Genomic DNA, 16849 nt, shown 5'->3' on the forward strand with positions numbered 1-16849 from the left:
GAGCCACCTTCGTCATGCCCTCCCGGCCCTCACCGTCACGGCCGTCGGCAACTCCCGCCGGGCGAGTTTCGGTGCAGTCGGTCATGACTTGATCTGGCCCGTGATCGTCTTGGCCGCGGCGGTCAGCGCTGTCTTGGGGTCGGCGCCGCCGACCACTGCGGACTCCGCCTTGCTGAACGGGTCCCAGACCGAGGCCATCTCCGGGATCGCCGGCAGCGGCACCGCGTTCTTGCCGGCCTCGACGAACTTGGCCAGGTCCGGGTCGGCCCCCTTGACCTGGTCGTAGGCCGCGGTGAGAACCGGCGGGCGGGGCTCGGCCTGGTAGAGCGCCACGGCCAGCTCCGGCGTGGTGACGTAGTTGGTGACGAACTCCTGCGCCAGCGCCTTGTTCTTGCCCTTGGCCGCGACGTAGAACGACTGCACACCCAGGAACGGCTGGGCCGGCTTCGCGCCGGCGAAGCCGGGAACCGCCGAGATGTCGTACGCGATCTTGGCCTTCTTCACGTCGGTGACCGCCCACGGCCCGGAGACCAGGTACGCGCACTTGCCCGCGGTGAAGGTGGCGATGGAGTTCTCCACGGTGATCGACCGCTTCAGGGCGCCGTCGCCCTTCTCGCCGAGCGCCCGGATCTTCTGGAAGGCGGCGATCGACTCGGGCTTGGCGATGCCGAGGTCGTTCTTGTCGTAGTCGCCGTTGGCCCCGGTGCCGAACAGGTAGCCGCCGGCCGAGCTGAACAGCGGGTACGCGTGGTAGGCGTCGCCGTTCTGTCCCACCTGGAGGCAGAGCAGCTCGCTCGCCTTCTTGCCGGCCCGCAGCTTCTTGGCCTGAGCGACCAGATCCTCCATGGTGGCCGGGGCCTCGGGCGCGAGCTCGGTGTTGCGGATCAGCGCCAGGTTCTCGGTCGCGTACGGCACGCCGTAGACCTGGCCGTTGAAGGTGACCGCCTTGACCGCGTTCGGCGCCAGGCCCTGCTGCTGGTCGGCGGTCAGCTGCACCGGGTCGATCGCGCCGTTCTGCACGAGGTTGCCGATCCAGTCGTGCGCGCCGACCATCACGTCGGGCCCGCTGCCCTGCTGCGAGGCGGTGACGAAGGTGGTCTGCTGGTCCTTGGAGATGGCCTGCACCTCGACGGTGACGCCGTTCTCCTGGCCGAACTTGTCGGCGAAGGGCTTGAGAGCGGCGGCGCGCTTGTCGTCGCCCCAGATGACCAGTTTGCCGCCGGCCCCGGCGGGTGCGGCGGAGGAAGGGGTTTCGGGGTCGTCGCCGCTGCTGCTGCAGCCCGTGGCGGCGAGCGCCAGGGCGAGAGCGGTGACGACACCCGCGGTACGGATGCGCATGATCTTCTCCTATCGGGCACAGCACAGCGCCCGAAGAGGTGGCACGGACATAAAGGGGGAACCGGAAGCAAGGCCCCCATAGGCCCAGCTCGGCTGTTGCGGGGACGTTAGCAAGGGATTACTGGCAATGGAAGACCTTGCAATGCTTCCGCAAGAAGTTCCAGACGCGGTTCGTCGCCGATCCCGCATCGCGGACGGCTCTATAGTGACGCCCATGCGCGCACGTTTGTCCGACATCGCGCGCCAGGCCGAGGTCAGCGAGGCGACGGTGTCGCGGGTCCTCAACGACCGGCCCGGCGTCTCCACCGAAACCCGCCAGGCGGTGCTGACCGCCCTCGATGTGCTGGGCTACGAGCGGCCCGAGCGGTTGCGCAAGCGCAGCGCCGGGCTGGTCGGCCTGATCGTGCCGGAGCTGGAGAACCCGATCTTCCCGGCCTTCGCGCAGACCATCGAGTCGGCGCTGTCGCAGAGCGGCTTCACGCCGGTGCTGTGCACCCAGACGCCGGGCGGGGTCACCGAGGACGAGTACGTGGAGATGCTGCTCGACCGCCAGGTGTCCGGCATCGTCTTCGTCTCCGGCCTGCACGCCGACACCACCGCCGACCACGAGCGCTACCGCCGCCTGGTGCAGCGGCCGCTGCCGATCGTGCTGATCAACGGGTACGCCGAGGGCCTGGACGCCCCGTTCATCTCCTGCGACGACCGGCTGGCCGGTGAGCTGGCGGTCTCCCACCTGGTCGCGCTCGGGCACACCCGGATCGGCTTCGTCTCCGGCCCGGACCGCTTCCTCAACGTGCAGCGCAAGCTGGCCGGCTACCGCGCTGCCATGCGTCGCGAGCTGGGCGCCGGCGACCGCGAGCTGGAGGAGCTGGTGGCCCTGACCCTGTTCGGCGTCGAGGGCGGCGAGGTGGCGGCGGGCCAGCTGCTCAGCCGGGGGGCGACCGGCATCGTGTGCGGTTCGGACCTGATGGCCCTGGGTGCCATCCGGGCCGCCCGCCGGCGCGGCCTGAGTGTGCCCCGCGACGTCTCGGTGGTCGGCTTCGACGACTCGCCGCTGATCGCGTTCACCGACCCGCCGCTGACCACGCTGCGCCAGCCGGTGGCGGCGATGGGCAACGCGGCGATCCGCCAGCTGGTCGACGAGATCAACGGCCACGGCGCGCCGCGCTCGGAGTACGTCTTCTCCCCCGAGCTGGTGGTGCGTGGCTCGACCGCCATCCACAAGGCCGGCCGGGCCGCCGAGAGCGTTGACGTCCCCGCCGCGTAACGCTTGTTAAGTTGATCTTTGAAAGTTCTTGCCGGTGCAACGACCTGCGAGAACGCTGCTGGCCTGCTCTTTTTCCGCGCCGCCACCTTGATCAACTGTCTTTACTGCAAGGAGAACACCCCGGAATCCGGCAATCCAGGCGCTTGCATCGAGAGCGGTCGCTTTACCAGTGGGAAACACTCTGATAACTTTCCGGCACTTGCGCAAGAAGTTTCACGGTGCCGTCCCCCGCCGTCCCGCTCCTCGCGTCCCCTGGAGGTCTCCATGCGTACCCGTCAGGTTGTCGCCGCCGCGACGACCGCCGTCCTGGCCACGGCCCTGCTGGCCGTCGGCGTCGTCCGCGACGCCGGGAACGCCGAGGCGTCCACCGTCTCGCCCGGCGCCAAGGACGTCATCGTGCACCTCTTCGAATGGCCGTGGGCCTCGGTCGCGAACGAGTGCACGACCACGCTGGGCCCCAAGGGCTTCGGCGGCGTGCAGGTCTCGCCACCGCAGGAGCACGTGGTGCTGCCGGGCAGCGGCTATCCGTGGTGGCAGGACTATCAGCCGGTCAGCTATCAGCTCACCACCCGCCGCGGCGACCGCACCGCCTTCGCGAGCATGGTGCGGACCTGCCACGCCGCGGGCGTCAAGATCTACGTCGACGCGGTCGTCAACCACATGGCCGGCGGCGCGTCCACCGGCACCGGCAGCGGCGGCAACGGCTACAGCCACTACGCCTACCCGGCGGTGCCCTACGGCACCGACGACTTCCACCACTGCGGGCGCAACGGCAACGACGACATCGCCAACTACGGCGACAAATGGGAAGTGCAGAACTGCGAGCTGGTCGACCTGTCCGACCTCAAGACCGAGTCCTCGTACGTGCGCGGCAAGCTCACCGCGTACCTCAACGACCTGGTCGGGCTGGGCGTCGACGGTTTCCGGGTGGACGCGGCCAAGCACATGCCGGCCGGCGACATGTCGGCGTTCATCGCGCCGGTCACCGGCGACCCGTACGTCTTCTCCGAGGTGATCGAGGGCGGCGCCGGTGAGCCCGCGCCCGAGGAGTACGCCGGCTTCGGCGATGTCACCGAGTTCCGCTACGGGGACGTGGTGGGCGGCGCGTTCCAGAACGGCAACCTGGCCGGCCTGAACAACCTGGCGAGCTCGATGCGGCTCAGTTCCGGTGACGCGGTGGCCTTCGTGGACAACCACGACACCCAGCGCAACGGCCGGGCCAAACTGACCTACAAGAACGGCTCCGCGTACGCGCTGGCCGAGGCTTTCATGATCGCCTGGCCGTACGGGGTCCCGCAGGTCATGTCCAGCTTCTCCTTCTCCGGGCCGGACGCCGGGCCGCCCGCCGCGAGCAACGGCACCACCAACCAGGTGAGCTGCGGCAACGGCTGGGAGTGCGAGCACCGCTGGCGCACCACCGCCAACATGGTCGCGCTGCGCAACACGGCGGCCGGCGCCGGCGTCACCAACTGGTGGAGCAACGGCTCGAACCAGATCGCGTTCGGCCGCGGCAGCACCGGTTACGTGGCGTTCAACCGCTCCGGCTCGGCGCTGACCCGCACCTTCCAGACCTCTCTGCCGGCCGGGACCTACTGCGACGTGATGGCCGGGGACCTGTCCGGCGGCTCGTGCACCGGGCCGGCGTACACGGTGACCAGCAGCGGCCAGGTCACCGCGACCGTGGCCGCCAACGCGGCGCTCGCCCTGCACACCAACGCCCGGACCAGCGGGACCGGCACGCCGACCACGCCGCCGGCGGGCTGCACGACGGCGGCGACGACCTTCGCGGCGACCGTCAGCACCACGTTCGGCCAGAACGTCTTCGTCACCGGCAACACGGCGGCGCTGGGCAACTGGAACCCGGCCGACGCGGTGGCGCTGTCCTCGGCGACGTACCCGGTCTGGCGGGCCACGGTATCGCTGCCGGGCGGCACCGCGGTGGAGTACAAGTACATCAAGAAGGAAGGGTCGGCCGTGGTCTGGGAGAGCGATCCGAACCGTACGCGGACCACCGCAGCCGCGGCACCGTGCACGGCGACCTGGACCGACACCTGGCGCTGACGACCCGGCCGCCGTCATCAGCCTCCGGGCGGGTGGCGGCGGCCGGCCTCAGGACCGCAGCACCACATTGACCGGCTCGGCCCCGGCCAGCAACAGATCGAGCTGCCGGCGGACCAGCCGGGCCGCCCGCGGCAGCATGGCGCTGGACATGCCCCCGGCGTGCGGGCTGATCAGCACGTTCGGCAGCCGGAACAGCTCATGACCGGCCGGCAGCGGCTCCGGATCGGTGACGTCGAGGGCGAACCGCAGCCGTCCGGACCGGGCCTCCCGCAGGATCGCGGCCGTGTCCGCCACCCGCCCGCGCGCGACGTTGACGACGATCGCCCCGTCGGGCAGCGCGGCGAGGAACGCGGCGTCCACGAGATGCACGGTCTCCTCGGTCAGCGGCACCCCGATGACGACAACCTCGCAGGTGGGCAAGAGCTCCGGCAGTTCCGCGATGCCGTGCACACCCTCGCGGGCGGTACGCGCGACCCGTACGAGATCGACCTCGAACGGCGCCAGCCGGGCCTCGACCGCCTGCCCGACCCCGCCCTGGCCGAGCACGAGCACCCGCCGGTCGGCCAGGCTCGGATACCAGTCGGGCGCGACCGGCCCGGCGGCCCGGACATAATCCGGAATCCCCCGCTGCGTGGCGAGCAGCAGCGCGAGAGCAAGCTCGGCGGTGGAGGTCTCGTGCACCCCGCGGGCGTTGGCATAGACATGGCCCGGCGGCAACGCCTCGGCAACGCCGTCGTAGCCCAGATACTGCGCCTGGACCAGCCGGGTCCGCACCCCGGCCAGCCGGCGCAGGTGCTCGTTACCCGGCACGTACGGCACCACGACCAGGTCGATGTCCGCCACGGGCGCGGGACCTGTCATGTCCCAGCGCAGCACCTCGACTCCGGGCGGCACGTCGCCGAGCGCGCCGGCGAGCTCCTCGCCGGGCAGGCTGATCCGCAGTCCCGTGCCGGACCCGGTCACTTCTTCCGCCGTCGGCGGCCGTCGGCCGTGAACGTGATGTCGGCCCGAGCGCCGGGGCCGGTGAAGACCACGCCGGCGTCCACGATGGTGTTGCGCGACGACGGGTCCGCGGTGGCCGGCGCCTGCTCGGCGGGCGGCGCCGGGTCATCACCCCGGCGCCTCAGATGCAGAACCACGCTGCCGCCGGCCACGGCCAGCGCGAGCAGGAAGCTGCCGACACTCGCGTACTGGTCGGCGCGGCCGAGATCCTGGACGGCGAAGAACACGCCGGCGCCGGCCAACAGCACGGCCAACGCGATCGGGGCGGCCCATCTCATGGTCGCGGCTTCCTTCCCGCGGAGCGCTCAGCCGCCCGGCGGACCTGCTCCCGGCGTGCGCCGACCAGCCGGTCGAACGTGGCCAGGTTGCCCGCACCGGCCGGTCCGGCCTCGACCTCGCTGCGGTGCGTCAGCGTGTTGCCGGCCCCGACCATCACGGCCGCGGCGAGATCGACCCGCCGGGCGCCCGGCGAGCGCCGCACGGTGACCCCTTCCCCCTCGCCGCTCATGGCGTACCGCAGCAGCGCGGAGTCGTCGACCCGGCCCAGGACGTCCATGATCGGCTGTCCCCGGTCCGGGCCGTCCGGGCCCGCGGCCAGCGCCCGGACCAGGTCCTCGTCCTGGTGCAGCAGATCGACGAGGGGGACGACGGTCTCGTGAACGTGATACCGCGTCGCCGAGCGCACCTGCGATTCGTCGCCCAGCACGGCCACGTCCGGATGGTCGAGATGAGTGTTGACCCGAGCCGCCACCCGCTCACGGTAGGACCGCGGGCCGGACTCGGGCACCGGCTCGGCGATCCGGCGCAGCTGGTCCCGGAAGTCCTGGATGCTCGCCTCGGTCGGCTCGGCCACCATGGCGGCGAAGGCATCGAGCGCGGCCGCGTCCCGGTAGAGGCTCGCGCAGTCGAGCGACACCCGGCGCAGGTGGTAGTGGTCGACGGATTCGAGCTTGCAGTCGTTCGCCACCACCACGGCCGCGGCGTCGGTGGCCGTCACGTGCCCGGGACGGAAGAAGGTGCGCGCCCCCGCGACGTTGACCTGGTCGTGCGCCGGGGAGGCCACATCCAGCCATTTCGGCTCGCGGGTGGGCGCGGCGACCTGCTCGAACTCAGTGCCCAGGCAGCCGGCCAGGCGAGCGAGCTGCTGGTCGAGCCGGTCGCGCCGCTCCGAGGGCAGCACGCCCAGGGACTCGGCGACATCGAGCTCACGAGCCAGATCCCGGGCGGCGATCAGGGTGCGGACCAGCCGGGCCGGCCGCGGCGCGCCGTCCCCGGCCTCCGCCCGCGATTCCGCCAGCCGGTCGCGCAGGCGGAGCGCGGCTTCCAGGGCCCGGTCGAGCCGCTCGGCCGTGGCGTACTCCCGGATCCGGTCGACGGCCTCGGCCGCGCCTACCCAGGCCGTGGCCGCGGGCCGTTCCCTGACCTTCTTGATCTTCGCGGGCGCGGGCGGGGCCGGCGACCCCTCGGGAACGGCGAACTCGTGCCCGGGCGAGCGACGCAGCACCGGACCGTGAGGGGTCCACTCGACGATCGGCTCGGAGGCGTCGCCGCCGGCCGGACGCACCGGGTGCGCGACCCCGGGCTGGACCGGCCGGGGCCTGGGCTGTTGCTGGAACATCATCGGAACCTCCCGCCCACACCTCGTGCGCCCGCATCCTCCGGCGCCAGAAAAGCATGCCACGAAACCGGGCAACTCCGGCGGTCCGATCAAGGACTTCCGCAGCTCGGCGCGTCGTGACCGGACGGTACGGGAGGGCCGGCAGCAGCTGCCGGCCCTCCCGCCTCACCCCCTACCGGACCGCGGTGGGCACCGTCGACGGCTCCCACGTCGGCGGGCTCGCCGCGATCGCGTCGCGGAGCGTGGCGTACCGGGACCCGGACGCCGGCGCCCCGGTCACCGTCGCCACCGCGAAGCGGACCAGCCGCTCGCGGACGTACGCCACGTTGGCCGGGCCCTGCTCGTTCTCCGAGTGCGGACCGCGGACCAGCACCAGTTCCGCCCGGCCGCCGGCCCGCCGGTACGCGCTGAACGACGCCGGCGGGCCCTGGTACTCGTCCCAGGCGCCCTGGGCGATGAATGTCGCCGGCCAGTCGGCCAGGCCGGCCAGGGGCTCGCTGGTGGGTGCGTAGATGAAGTGGTTCACCTCGGCCTGCGCGGCCGCGTAGATGAGGTCGCCCGGGTCGAAGAACGGGAAGCCCCACTGGGCGGAGAGCAGCAGCGCGCCGCGGATGTTGCGGTGGCCCCACGGCTCGGAGCACGGCTGCCCCGGCGTGTCGAGCGCGCACCAGCGGTGCAGGTTGGCGTTCATCGCCCACTGGGTCGCGTACGCGCCCTGGCTGGCCCCGCCCAGCAGGATCGGCATGGTCCGGGCCAGGTGGCTCGGGCCGAGCATCCGGCGGGCCGCGTCGGTGCCCGTACGGGTGGTGCCGTCCGGGCCGAGCGCCCGCAGGCCGGTGCCGTCCTGCAGGGCGTCGACCATGCGCAGCATGTCCAGGCCCTGTTGCAGGGTGTTGTCCGCGCTGAGGCCGCCGGAGATGCCGTGCCCGCGCTTGTCGACGGTCAGCACGTCGAAGCCGGCCCGGTGCAGCGCGAGCAGGTACTCGCGCCACTGCCGGGCACCCCACTTCTCCGTGCCCCGCGACGGGTAGCTCACGCCCAGGTACGCCCCCGTGGCGTCCTTGGCGTAAGGCGGGTCGGCGGGGTCCTGCACGGCCGTCGTCTCGATGGTGCGGCCGCCGAGCAGGACGGCCAGCGCCCGGACCCGCCGGCCACCGGGAGCACTCACGCCGGTCCCGCGCAGATACCAGCCGCGCAGCCGGACCGGCTCGTCGGTGCCGCGGTTGATCACCTCGTACGGTTCGGCGGGCACCGTGAACTCGACGGTGGAGGTGCTCTTCTCCGCGGCGGCGATGCCCTCGGCGTACGGCGCGCGGCTGAAGTACGCGGGCCGGCGGATGTCGGCCAGGTCGACCCGGGCCGCGAACGGATCGATGGCGCCGGTGGGATCGATCAGGCCGGTGGACCGGAACTGCCCGGGCTCGTAGCCGGCCACGTCGGACAGCGCGGAGCAGGGTGGTGTGGCACGGCACTCGTCGAGCCGGCGCTGCGCCGCCGCGAAGGAGAACTCGCGCACCCGGTAGTCACCGGAGTAGCCGGCGGGTGCGGGCGTGAGCTGGCTGAACGGCACGCAGACGCGTCCCAGCCGGCGGTCCGGCACGGCGTAGCCCGGCATCGCCGTGTTGTGCGGGTAGCCGACCTGCGCCGTGCAGTCGGGCGGCGGCGCGGTGGCGTTCTCGTCCGGCGGTGACCCGTACGCCGGGGCGGGCAGGGACAGAGCCAGGGACAGGGCGAGCAGGGCGCCGGTCGTCGCGGCGGTCCGGGCATGCGGAATCAGCACAGGTGCCTCCCGTGAACGGTGCTGGTGTCGGTGGTGGTGGTCAGCGGGTCGCGGCCATGGCGGCCACGAACTGGTCGGGGGTGATCTCGAGCCGGAAGAGCCGTTCGGTCTGGTCCAGGAGTTCGCCGGCGACGCCCGCGGGCAGGGCCTGGTCCCAGACGAGGGTGAAGGTGGGCGCGTCGGCGGCCAGCCGGTGGGTGAAACGGGCGAACCCGGCGTGCGGATGGGCGGCCAGCCGCGGTTCCAGGTCACGGACCGCGGGCACCTCGCCGGCCTCGAGCAGGCCGTTCAGGTACGCGTCCGACGTCACGGTCCGCAGCAGAAAGTCCACCGCCTCCGTCCGGTACGGGCTCTGCGCGTCGACAGTGAGGTAGTTCGCCGGTACGCCCACGAGGGCAGCGGGATCGCCGGCACCTCCGGCCACGGTGGGGAACGGCACCCAGCCCAGGTCACGGGTCGCGAAGGCGGAGTCGGCGCGCAGCTGATTGCCGTACTCCCAGCTGCCCATGACCTGCATGGCGGCCTGCCCGGCGGCGAGCGCCTCGGACGCGGCCCCGGACTCGTAGCCCAGCACGTCGGCGGCCGGTCCGAACGCACCGTGGTTCACCAGCTCCCGCACCAGCGTGGCGGCCTGCTTCAGCGCCGGGTCCCGCCAGGCGCCCGGTCGTCCGGCGGCGATGTCGGCGAAGACGCCCGCGCCGCCGATCCGGTCGGTGAGGTAGGCGAGGTACATCAGGGCGGGCCATCGGTCGCGGCCGCCCAGGGCGATCGGCGTGATGTCCTTGTCCCGGAAGGTGTCCACCGCGGTGAGCAGCTCGGCGTAGGTCCGCGGCGGGTCGAGGCCGGCGTCGGCGAACACTTTCTTGTTGTAGAAGAGCACCACGGGCTGGACTCCGGTCATCGGCAGGCCGTACAGCCGGTTGTCGACCCGGGCCCCGGCGAGCACGCACGGCAGCAGCGCGTCGGCCACCTCGGGCCGGGCGGCCACCGCGTCGGCGAGGTCGGCGGCGTGGCCGGCCCGTACCGGCTCGGTGAGGCTCGCGCCGCCCCAGTTCTCGTACACGTCCGGCGCCGGGTCCGGCCACGGCCCGGCCATCACGCGCTTGTAGGCGTCGTTGCCGAAGGTGGACAGTTGCACGCTCACGTCCGAGCGGTCGTTGAAGGCGCCGATGCGGTCGCGCAGGCCGGGATTGCGGTCGGCGGTGCCGAGGGTCCAGAGGTGGATGATGCCGGTGCGCGGCGTGGCCGGGGTGGTGCGCAGGCCGAGGTGCGGGCCGGCCACCGCCACCACCGTGGCCAGCGCGACGAGGGCGGCCGCCGCGCCGGTGACCATCCGTACGCGGCGCCGGCGGCGGGCGAAGCGTCGCCGGACCGTGCCGACCGCGTCGGCCGGGGCGCCGGGCAGCGCGGTCGCGGCCTGGGCCAGCGTGACGGCGAGCCGCCGGGCGAGCATGTCGTCGTCGGTGTTCATGGCATCGTCCTCAGCATCCGGTCGGGGCCGGGCTCCGCGTCGGTCTGCGCGCGCAGATGCTGCCGCAGCGCGCGCAGCGCCCGGGTGTAGCGGCTGGACACCGTGCCGCGCGGCTCGCCGGCCATCGCGGCGATCTCGTCGAACGTGTACCGGAACAGCACGTGCAGCACGACCACGGTCCGTTCCGGCTTGCCCAGCGCGTGCAGCGCGTCCCACAGCGCCGGGTCGGTCACCCGGCGGTGGGCCGGATCCTCGCCGTCGCGGTCGGCGATGGTGGACGGCACCTCGCGTCGCCAGCGCCGCCAGCGGCTGACGTTGCGGGTGACGATGACGCGCCGGGCGTACGCCTCGGGGTCGGTGCGGACCGTGGCCCAGCGCCGCCACACCTCCACGACGGCGACCTGGGCCAGGTCGTCGGCCTCGGCCGCGCTGCCGCAGACGAGGTACGCGAACCGGCGCAGCGAGTCCAGCCGGGTACGCGCGAACTCGTCGGCGTCGTCCGCTTCGGCGCTCATCAGCCACCTCCTCGCCGGGCAGACGCTCACCGTGGTCGATGTGCTGCATCACCGGGTGTCGGGTGGCCGACAGTTGCCGGCGCCGCACACCCTGTCCGATCGAGATCAGTCGTTGCCGATCACGATGGAACGCGTGGGTAGCTTCGCACTCCGCCCACCCGACCCCTGGAGGACGAAGACATGGCCGAGATGGACATTGCCCTCAAGGACGCCATGACCATCGACGGCGCCATCGGCGTCGCGCTGGTCGACCACACCAGCGGCATGGCGCTGGGTATCGCGGGCGGCACCCGCGACTTCGACCTCAACGTGGCCGCGGCCGGCAACACCGACGTCGTCCGGGCCAAGCTGCGCGCGATGGAGCTGCTGGGCATCTCGGAGCAGATCGAGGACATCCTGATCACGCTGGAGAGCCAGTACCACCTGATCCGCCCGCTGACCGCGCGCTCCGGGCACGGGCTGTTCCTCTACCTGTCGCTGGACCGCTCGCGGGCCAACCTCGCCATGGCCCGCCACCACCTGCGCCGCATCGAGAACCTGCTCAACATCTAGGGCCGCTCACGAGGACCAGGAGCCCAGGCCGACCGAGTTGTGGGTGAAGCGGGACCGGTACGCCGACGCGCTCAAGCCGTAGTGGGCGCGGAACCGCCGGGCGAAGTAGTTCTGGTCCGGCCAGCCGACCGACTCACCGATCCGGCTGATGGCGTCGTCGGTGTGCAGCAGCCGGGCCGCCGCCAGCTCCACGCGGTGCCGGGACAGGTACGCCATCGGGGGCAGCCCGGTCGCCGACTTGAACAGCCGGACCAGGTAGCCGGGGGCCAGGTGCGACGCCTCGGCGAGCTCGGTGAGCGTCCACTGGTGGGCCGGGCGGGCCTCCATCATCCGCATGGCGTCGACCACGGCCGGATGGGTGTGCCCCGTCCCGGCGTCGACGCCGTCGACCACGGCCCGGGCGAGGCAGCTGAGGAACAGCGAGAGCCGTCCGATGATGTCGCCGCGGTGCCGGCTCACCGGCCGGAAGCGGAGCTGGTCGAGCGCGTCCAGGTGGGCCACGCACTCGGCGAGCAGCTCCGGGCCGAGCCGGGCGGTCAGGATGCCGCGCCGCTGGTCGGAATACGGCCCGGTCCACAGCAGGTAGCCGAGCAGCGGGTCGGCCCTGGTCCAGGCGAGCTCGCGTTGCAGCAGCTCGGTGGAGAAGCAGCAGTTGTACAGATCCAGGTGACGGCAGTCGTCGTAGCCGTGCCACACGCCGGGGCGCAGCAGGATCACGTCGCCGACCTGCAGCTGCTGGCGGCCCGCCAGGCTGTGGTGCACGCCCGCGCCGCCGGTCATCACCGCGACCTCGACGAAGCTGTGGGTGTGCACGGGGTGCATGCCCTCGTGCAGGTAGTGCCCGGCGTAGGCCAGAGAGCCGTCGGAGAAATACAGCATGGCGTGCGAGTTCTCCACCGGTGGCTCGGCCATCCGCCGACCATACGACACCGGGCCGCGACCGGCGCCAGGTGAATTTCGTGCTACCACCGGTGCACTGCGGCCTATGTCACACCCGGCGCCGGGCGCAGGATCAGGGGGCGGACGAAACGTTCCCGCCACCCAGCCGAAACAACTCTGACGGCGTTCCGCAGCGCTGTTCTTGAATCGTTTCAGCCCGGTGACCGACTCCCCCTGGAGTGCCCATGTCCCCTGCCGCCGCCCCCGCCGGGATCCGCTTCGAGCACCACACCGCGGACCGGCCCGTCCTCGGCATCGGCACCCCCGCGCCCCGGCTCTCCTGGTACGTGCCCACCGCCCCGGACGACTTCCGGCAGAGCGCGTACCAGGTCGAGATCAGCCGGGCCCGCGGACCGGTCGAGCTGACCACGGTGCCCTCGGCCGCGCAGGTCCTGGTGCCGTGGCCGGCCGCGCCGCTGGCCGCGCGAGAGTCGGCGCAGGTCCGGGTCCGGGTCTGCGGCGCGGACGACGAGTGGAGCGGCTGGAGCGCCCCGGCGGTCGTCGAACGCGGCATCGACGACTGGGCCGCCCGCTTCATCAGCCCGGCGACCCTCGGCGGCGCGGACGAGCCGGCTCCCGTGCTGACCGGCACCGTGGTCCTGCCCGACGGCATCGTCAGCGCCCGGCTGCACGCCACCGCCCACGGCCTCTACACCGCCGAGCTCAACGGCGCCCGGGTCGGTGACCACGAGCTGGCCCCGGGCTGGACCAGCTACCAGCACCGGCTGCGGTACCAGAGCTACGACGTGACCGGGCTGGTCCGGCCGGGCGAGAACCGCCTCGACGTGCTGCTGGGCAACGGCTGGTACCGCGGCCGGCTCGGCTTCCAGGGCCGGCGCGGCCTGTACGGCGACCGGCTGGCGCTGCTGGCCCAGCTGGAGGTGACCACCACCGACGGCACCGTGCACCGGCTTGTGACCGACGAGTCGTGGCGCGCCGCCGACAGCGGAGTGCTCGCCGACGACCTCTACGACGGCCAGCGCACCGACCTGCGGGCGGGCGGGCGGCGTACGGACACCGTCGAGGTGATCGACGCGGACCTGGGCCGGCTGGTCGCGCCGGACGGCCCGCCGGTACGCGTCACCGAGGTGCTGGCGGCGCAGCGGGTGTGGACCTCACCGGCCGGTCACACGCTGGTGGACTTCGGCCAGAACCTCGTCGGCCGGGTCCGGCTGCGCGTCCGCGGCCTCGGCGCCGGTCACGAGGTGGTGGTCCGGCACGCCGAGGTGCTGGAGCACGAGGAGCTCGGCGTCCGCCCCCTGCGTACGGCCCGGGCCACCGACTCCTACCTGCTGGCCGGGCCGGACGAGGCGATGTGCGAGTCCACGCTGACCTTCCACGGCTTCCGGTACGCCGAGGTGACCGGGGTGCCCGGCCTGCGCCCGGACGACATCGAGGCCGTGGTGATCGGCTCGGACCTGCGCCGTACGGGCTGGTTCGAGTCCTCGCACGCGCTGCTGAACCGGTTCCACGACAACGTCGTCTGGGGCATGCGCGGCAACTTCGTGGACGTACCCACGGACTGCCCGCAGCGCGACGAGCGGCTCGGCTGGACCGGCGACATCCAGGTCTTCTCCCCCACCGCGAGCTTCCTGTTCGACAGCGCCGGCTTCCTCGGCAGCTGGCTCGCCGACCTCGCCGCCGAACAGCAGAAGGACGGCTCGGTGCCGTTCGTGATCCCGGACGTGATCCGGCAACCGGGTCCCGCCACCGCGGCGTGGGGCGACGCGGCCACCATCGTGCCGTGGGTGCTCTACCGGCGTACCGGTGATCTCGGTCTGCTGGCCCGGCAGCTGCCCAGCATGCGCGCCTGGGTAGACCGGACGGCCGAGCTGGCCGGTCCGGACCGGTTGTGGTCCGGCGGCTTCCAGTTCGGTGACTGGCTCGACCCGACCGCGCCGCCGGACTCGCCCTTCCAGGCGCAGGCCGATCCCGACGTGATCGCCACCGCGCACCTGGCCCGGTCGGCCGAGATCGTGGCGCGGGCGGCCGAGCTGCTCGGCGACGCCGCCGGCGCCCGGCACTACGACCTGCTGGCGGCGCAGGTCCGGGCCGCGTTCGCCCGGGAGTACGTGACCAGCTCCGGCCGCGTCCTCGGCGACGCGGCCACGACCTACGCCCTGGCCCTGCAGTGGTCCCTGCTGCCCGCGGAGGCCCAGCGGCAGCACGCCGGGCGGCGGCTGGCCGACCTCGTCCGCACCGCCGGATTCCGGATCGGCACCGGCTTCGTCGGCACGCCGCTGATGACCGACGCGCTGACCGACGCCGGGGAGGAGGACCTGGCCTACCGGCTGCTGCTGCAGACCGGCTGCCCGTCCTGGCTCTACTCGGTGACGATGGGCGCGACCACGGTCTGGGAACGCTGGGACAGCATGCTGCCCGACGGCAGCATCAACCCGGGCGAGATGACCTCGTTCAACCACTACGCGCTCGGCGCGGTGGCCGACTGGCTGCACCGGCGGGTCGCCGGACTCGCCCCGGCCGCGCCGGGCTACCGCCGGCTGCTGGTCCGGCCGGTGCCCACCCACGCGCTCACGTCGGCCTCGGCGCGGCATCTGACCCCGTACGGGGAGGCCGCCGTCTCGTGGCGGCGGGCGGACGGGCAGCTGCGGCTCAGCGTCACCGTTCCGGTGGGTGCCGAGGCGGAAGTGCACGTGCCGGGCGTGGCGGCGGCGGTCGAGGTGCGGCACGGCACCCACGATTGGACCGTGCCCGACCCGTACGCCGAAGCGCCCGTCCTGGCCGCCGAGCCGACCATCCGCGAGGTCATGGACCACCAACCGGCCTGGGCGCAGGTGGTGGCCGCGGCCGCGGCGGCCGGCGCCGGCGACGAGGCGCAGGTGGCCCGGCGGCTGCGGCCCTACCTGGACGCCCCGGCGACCGCGATGGTCGACGCCCTCACCGCCGGAGGTTTCGTCCCCGGCGCTGTCGAACTGCAGGCCCGGCTGGCCGGGCTGTCCTTCCTCTGACACCTACTTCTCCTGGAGGCCCCCTGATGAGATTCCGACCCTTGATCCTGCTCGCCGCCACGACGCTGGCCCTCTCCGCCTGCAGTGCCGGCAGCCTCGGCTCCAGCGACGACGAAGGCGGCGGCAAAGTTGCCCTGGCCTTCCTGGTCGACAATTCCGAAGACAGCGTGCGGATCGGCGAGCAGCTGGCCAAGGACTTCACCGCGGCCAACCCGGACATCACCGTCAAGGTCGAGACCCGCCCGCAAGGCACCGAGGGCGACAACCTGGTCAAGACGCGGCTGTCCACCGGCGACATGACCGACGTGTTCCAGTACAACTCCGGGTCGCTGTTCCAGGCCCTCGCCCCGCAGAAGAACCTGGTGGCGCTGGACGACCAGCCGTGGGCCGCCCAGTTGGACGACAATTTCAGGACCACCGTGTCGACCGGCGGCAAGACCTACGGCGCACCGTGGGGCGGGTTCATCGCCGGTGCCGTCATGTACAACCGGGCCGTCTACGCCAAGCTCCACCTCCAGGTCCCGAAGACCTGGGCCGAGTTCATGGCCAACAACGCCACGATCAAGGCAGCCGGGATCGCCCCGGTGATCCAGACCTACCAGGACACCTGGACCTCCCAGCTGTTCGTGCTGGGCGACTTCCACAACGTCACGGCGGCCGAGCCGGACTTCGCCGACAAGTACACGAAGAACCAGGCCAAGTACGCCACCTCGCCGGCCGCGGTCAAGGGCTTCCAGCACCTGCAGGAGGTGCACGACGCCGGCTACCTCAACAAGGACTTCGCGTCGGCCAAGTTCGACGACGGGCTCAAGAAGCTGGCCAAGGGCGAGGGCGCGCACTACCCGATGCTGTCCTCGGCGATCAGCACCATCGTGGCCAACTACCCGGAGCAGGCCAAGGACGTCGGCCTGTTCGCCATCCCGAGCGACGACGCCGCCCGCAACGGCCTGACGGTCTGGTCCCCGGCCGGCGTCTACATCCCCACCTCGACTGAGGGCGCCGCCCTGGGCGCGGCCAAGAAGTTCCTCGCCTTCATCGCCAGCCCGGCCGGGTGCACGTCGGCCGGCACCGCGAGCACCCCGGTCGGCCCGTACGCGGTCAAGGGCTGCGCGCTGCCGGCCGACGTCACCCAGGTCGCCAAGGACACCCAGCCGTACCTGGACCGCGACGGCGGCTCCAGCCTGGCGCTGGAGTTCCTCTCCCCGATCAAGGGCCCGGCGCTGGAGCAGATCACCGTGGAGGTGGGCTCGGGGATCCGCAAGGCGGCCGACGGCGCGGCGCTCTACGACAAGGACGTGCAGAAGCAGGCCCAGCAGCTCGGGCTCGAGGGCTGGTGA

Annotated in this window: 13 protein-coding genes; 5 read left to right on the forward strand and 8 right to left on the reverse strand. The window is 72.5% G+C overall.

Going from position 1 to position 16849, the window contains the following annotated elements:
- Positions 1-81: 81 nt before the first annotated feature.
- A complete protein-coding gene (locus ACWEOZ_RS04410) occupies positions 82-1338 on the reverse strand; it encodes a sugar ABC transporter substrate-binding protein (protein WP_451909345.1) in 1257 nt (418 codons plus the stop codon).
- A 214-nt stretch (positions 1339-1552) separates the two neighbouring features.
- On the opposite strand from ACWEOZ_RS04410, the gene ACWEOZ_RS04415 reads away from it, so the two are divergent.
- A complete protein-coding gene (locus tag ACWEOZ_RS04415) occupies positions 1553-2605 on the forward strand; it encodes a LacI family DNA-binding transcriptional regulator (RefSeq protein ID WP_451909346.1) in 1053 nt (350 codons plus the stop codon).
- Positions 2606-2869: 264 nt separating this feature from the next.
- Positions 2870-4666: a carbohydrate-binding module family 20 domain-containing protein gene (locus tag ACWEOZ_RS04420; RefSeq protein ID WP_451909347.1), complete on the forward strand. Its 1797-nt coding sequence runs from the start codon at positions 2870-2872 to the stop codon at positions 4664-4666.
- 48 nt (positions 4667-4714) lie between these two features.
- On the opposite strand, the gene ACWEOZ_RS04425 is transcribed toward ACWEOZ_RS04420, so the two are convergent.
- The 6 genes from ACWEOZ_RS04425 to ACWEOZ_RS04450 form a co-directional block, all read right to left on the reverse strand.
- Positions 4715-5629: a 2-hydroxyacid dehydrogenase gene (locus tag ACWEOZ_RS04425; RefSeq protein ID WP_451909348.1), complete on the reverse strand. Its 915-nt coding sequence runs from the start codon at positions 5627-5629 to the stop codon at positions 4715-4717.
- Positions 5626-5946: a hypothetical protein gene (locus ACWEOZ_RS04430; RefSeq protein ID WP_451909349.1), complete on the reverse strand. Its 321-nt coding sequence runs from the start codon at positions 5944-5946 to the stop codon at positions 5626-5628. The genes ACWEOZ_RS04425 and ACWEOZ_RS04430 overlap by 4 nt, the downstream gene beginning before the upstream one ends.
- Positions 5943-7286, reverse strand: coding sequence for a hypothetical protein (locus ACWEOZ_RS04435; RefSeq protein ID WP_451909350.1), 1344 nt, complete (start codon positions 7284-7286; stop codon positions 5943-5945). The genes ACWEOZ_RS04430 and ACWEOZ_RS04435 overlap by 4 nt, the downstream gene beginning before the upstream one ends.
- Positions 7287-7458: 172 nt before the next feature.
- The gene (locus ACWEOZ_RS04440; protein ID WP_451909351.1) at positions 7459-9066 is read right to left on the reverse strand and encodes a hypothetical protein; all 1608 of its coding nucleotides are present in this window, start codon (positions 9064-9066) and stop codon (positions 7459-7461) included.
- A 40-nt stretch (positions 9067-9106) separates the two neighbouring features.
- Positions 9107-10537: an extracellular solute-binding protein gene (locus ACWEOZ_RS04445; protein ID WP_451909352.1), complete on the reverse strand. Its 1431-nt coding sequence runs from the start codon at positions 10535-10537 to the stop codon at positions 9107-9109.
- Complete coding sequence (locus ACWEOZ_RS04450) at positions 10534-11052, reverse strand: RNA polymerase sigma factor (protein ID WP_451909353.1); 519 nt, start codon at positions 11050-11052, stop codon at positions 10534-10536. Before ACWEOZ_RS04450 ends, ACWEOZ_RS04445 begins: the two co-directional genes overlap by 4 nt.
- Before the next feature lie 180 nt (positions 11053-11232).
- On the opposite strand from ACWEOZ_RS04450, the gene ACWEOZ_RS04455 reads away from it, so the two are divergent.
- Entirely contained in the window at positions 11233-11604 is a 372-nt protein-coding gene (locus tag ACWEOZ_RS04455; RefSeq protein WP_451909354.1) for a hypothetical protein, read from the forward strand.
- Between the two features lie 6 nt (positions 11605-11610).
- Here the strand turns inward: ACWEOZ_RS04455 and ACWEOZ_RS04460 are convergent, their stop codons facing one another.
- Positions 11611-12516, reverse strand: coding sequence for a helix-turn-helix domain-containing protein (locus tag ACWEOZ_RS04460; RefSeq protein ID WP_451909355.1), 906 nt, complete (start codon positions 12514-12516; stop codon positions 11611-11613).
- Between the two features lie 212 nt (positions 12517-12728).
- On the opposite strand from ACWEOZ_RS04460, the gene ACWEOZ_RS04465 reads away from it, so the two are divergent.
- A complete protein-coding gene (locus ACWEOZ_RS04465) occupies positions 12729-15512 on the forward strand; it encodes a family 78 glycoside hydrolase catalytic domain (RefSeq protein WP_451909356.1) in 2784 nt (927 codons plus the stop codon).
- Positions 15513-15538: 26 nt separating this feature from the next.
- Positions 15539-16849: an ABC transporter substrate-binding protein gene (locus ACWEOZ_RS04470; protein WP_451909357.1), complete on the forward strand. Its 1311-nt coding sequence runs from the start codon at positions 15539-15541 to the stop codon at positions 16847-16849.

The organism is Actinoplanes sp. NPDC004185 (assembly GCF_053603475.1).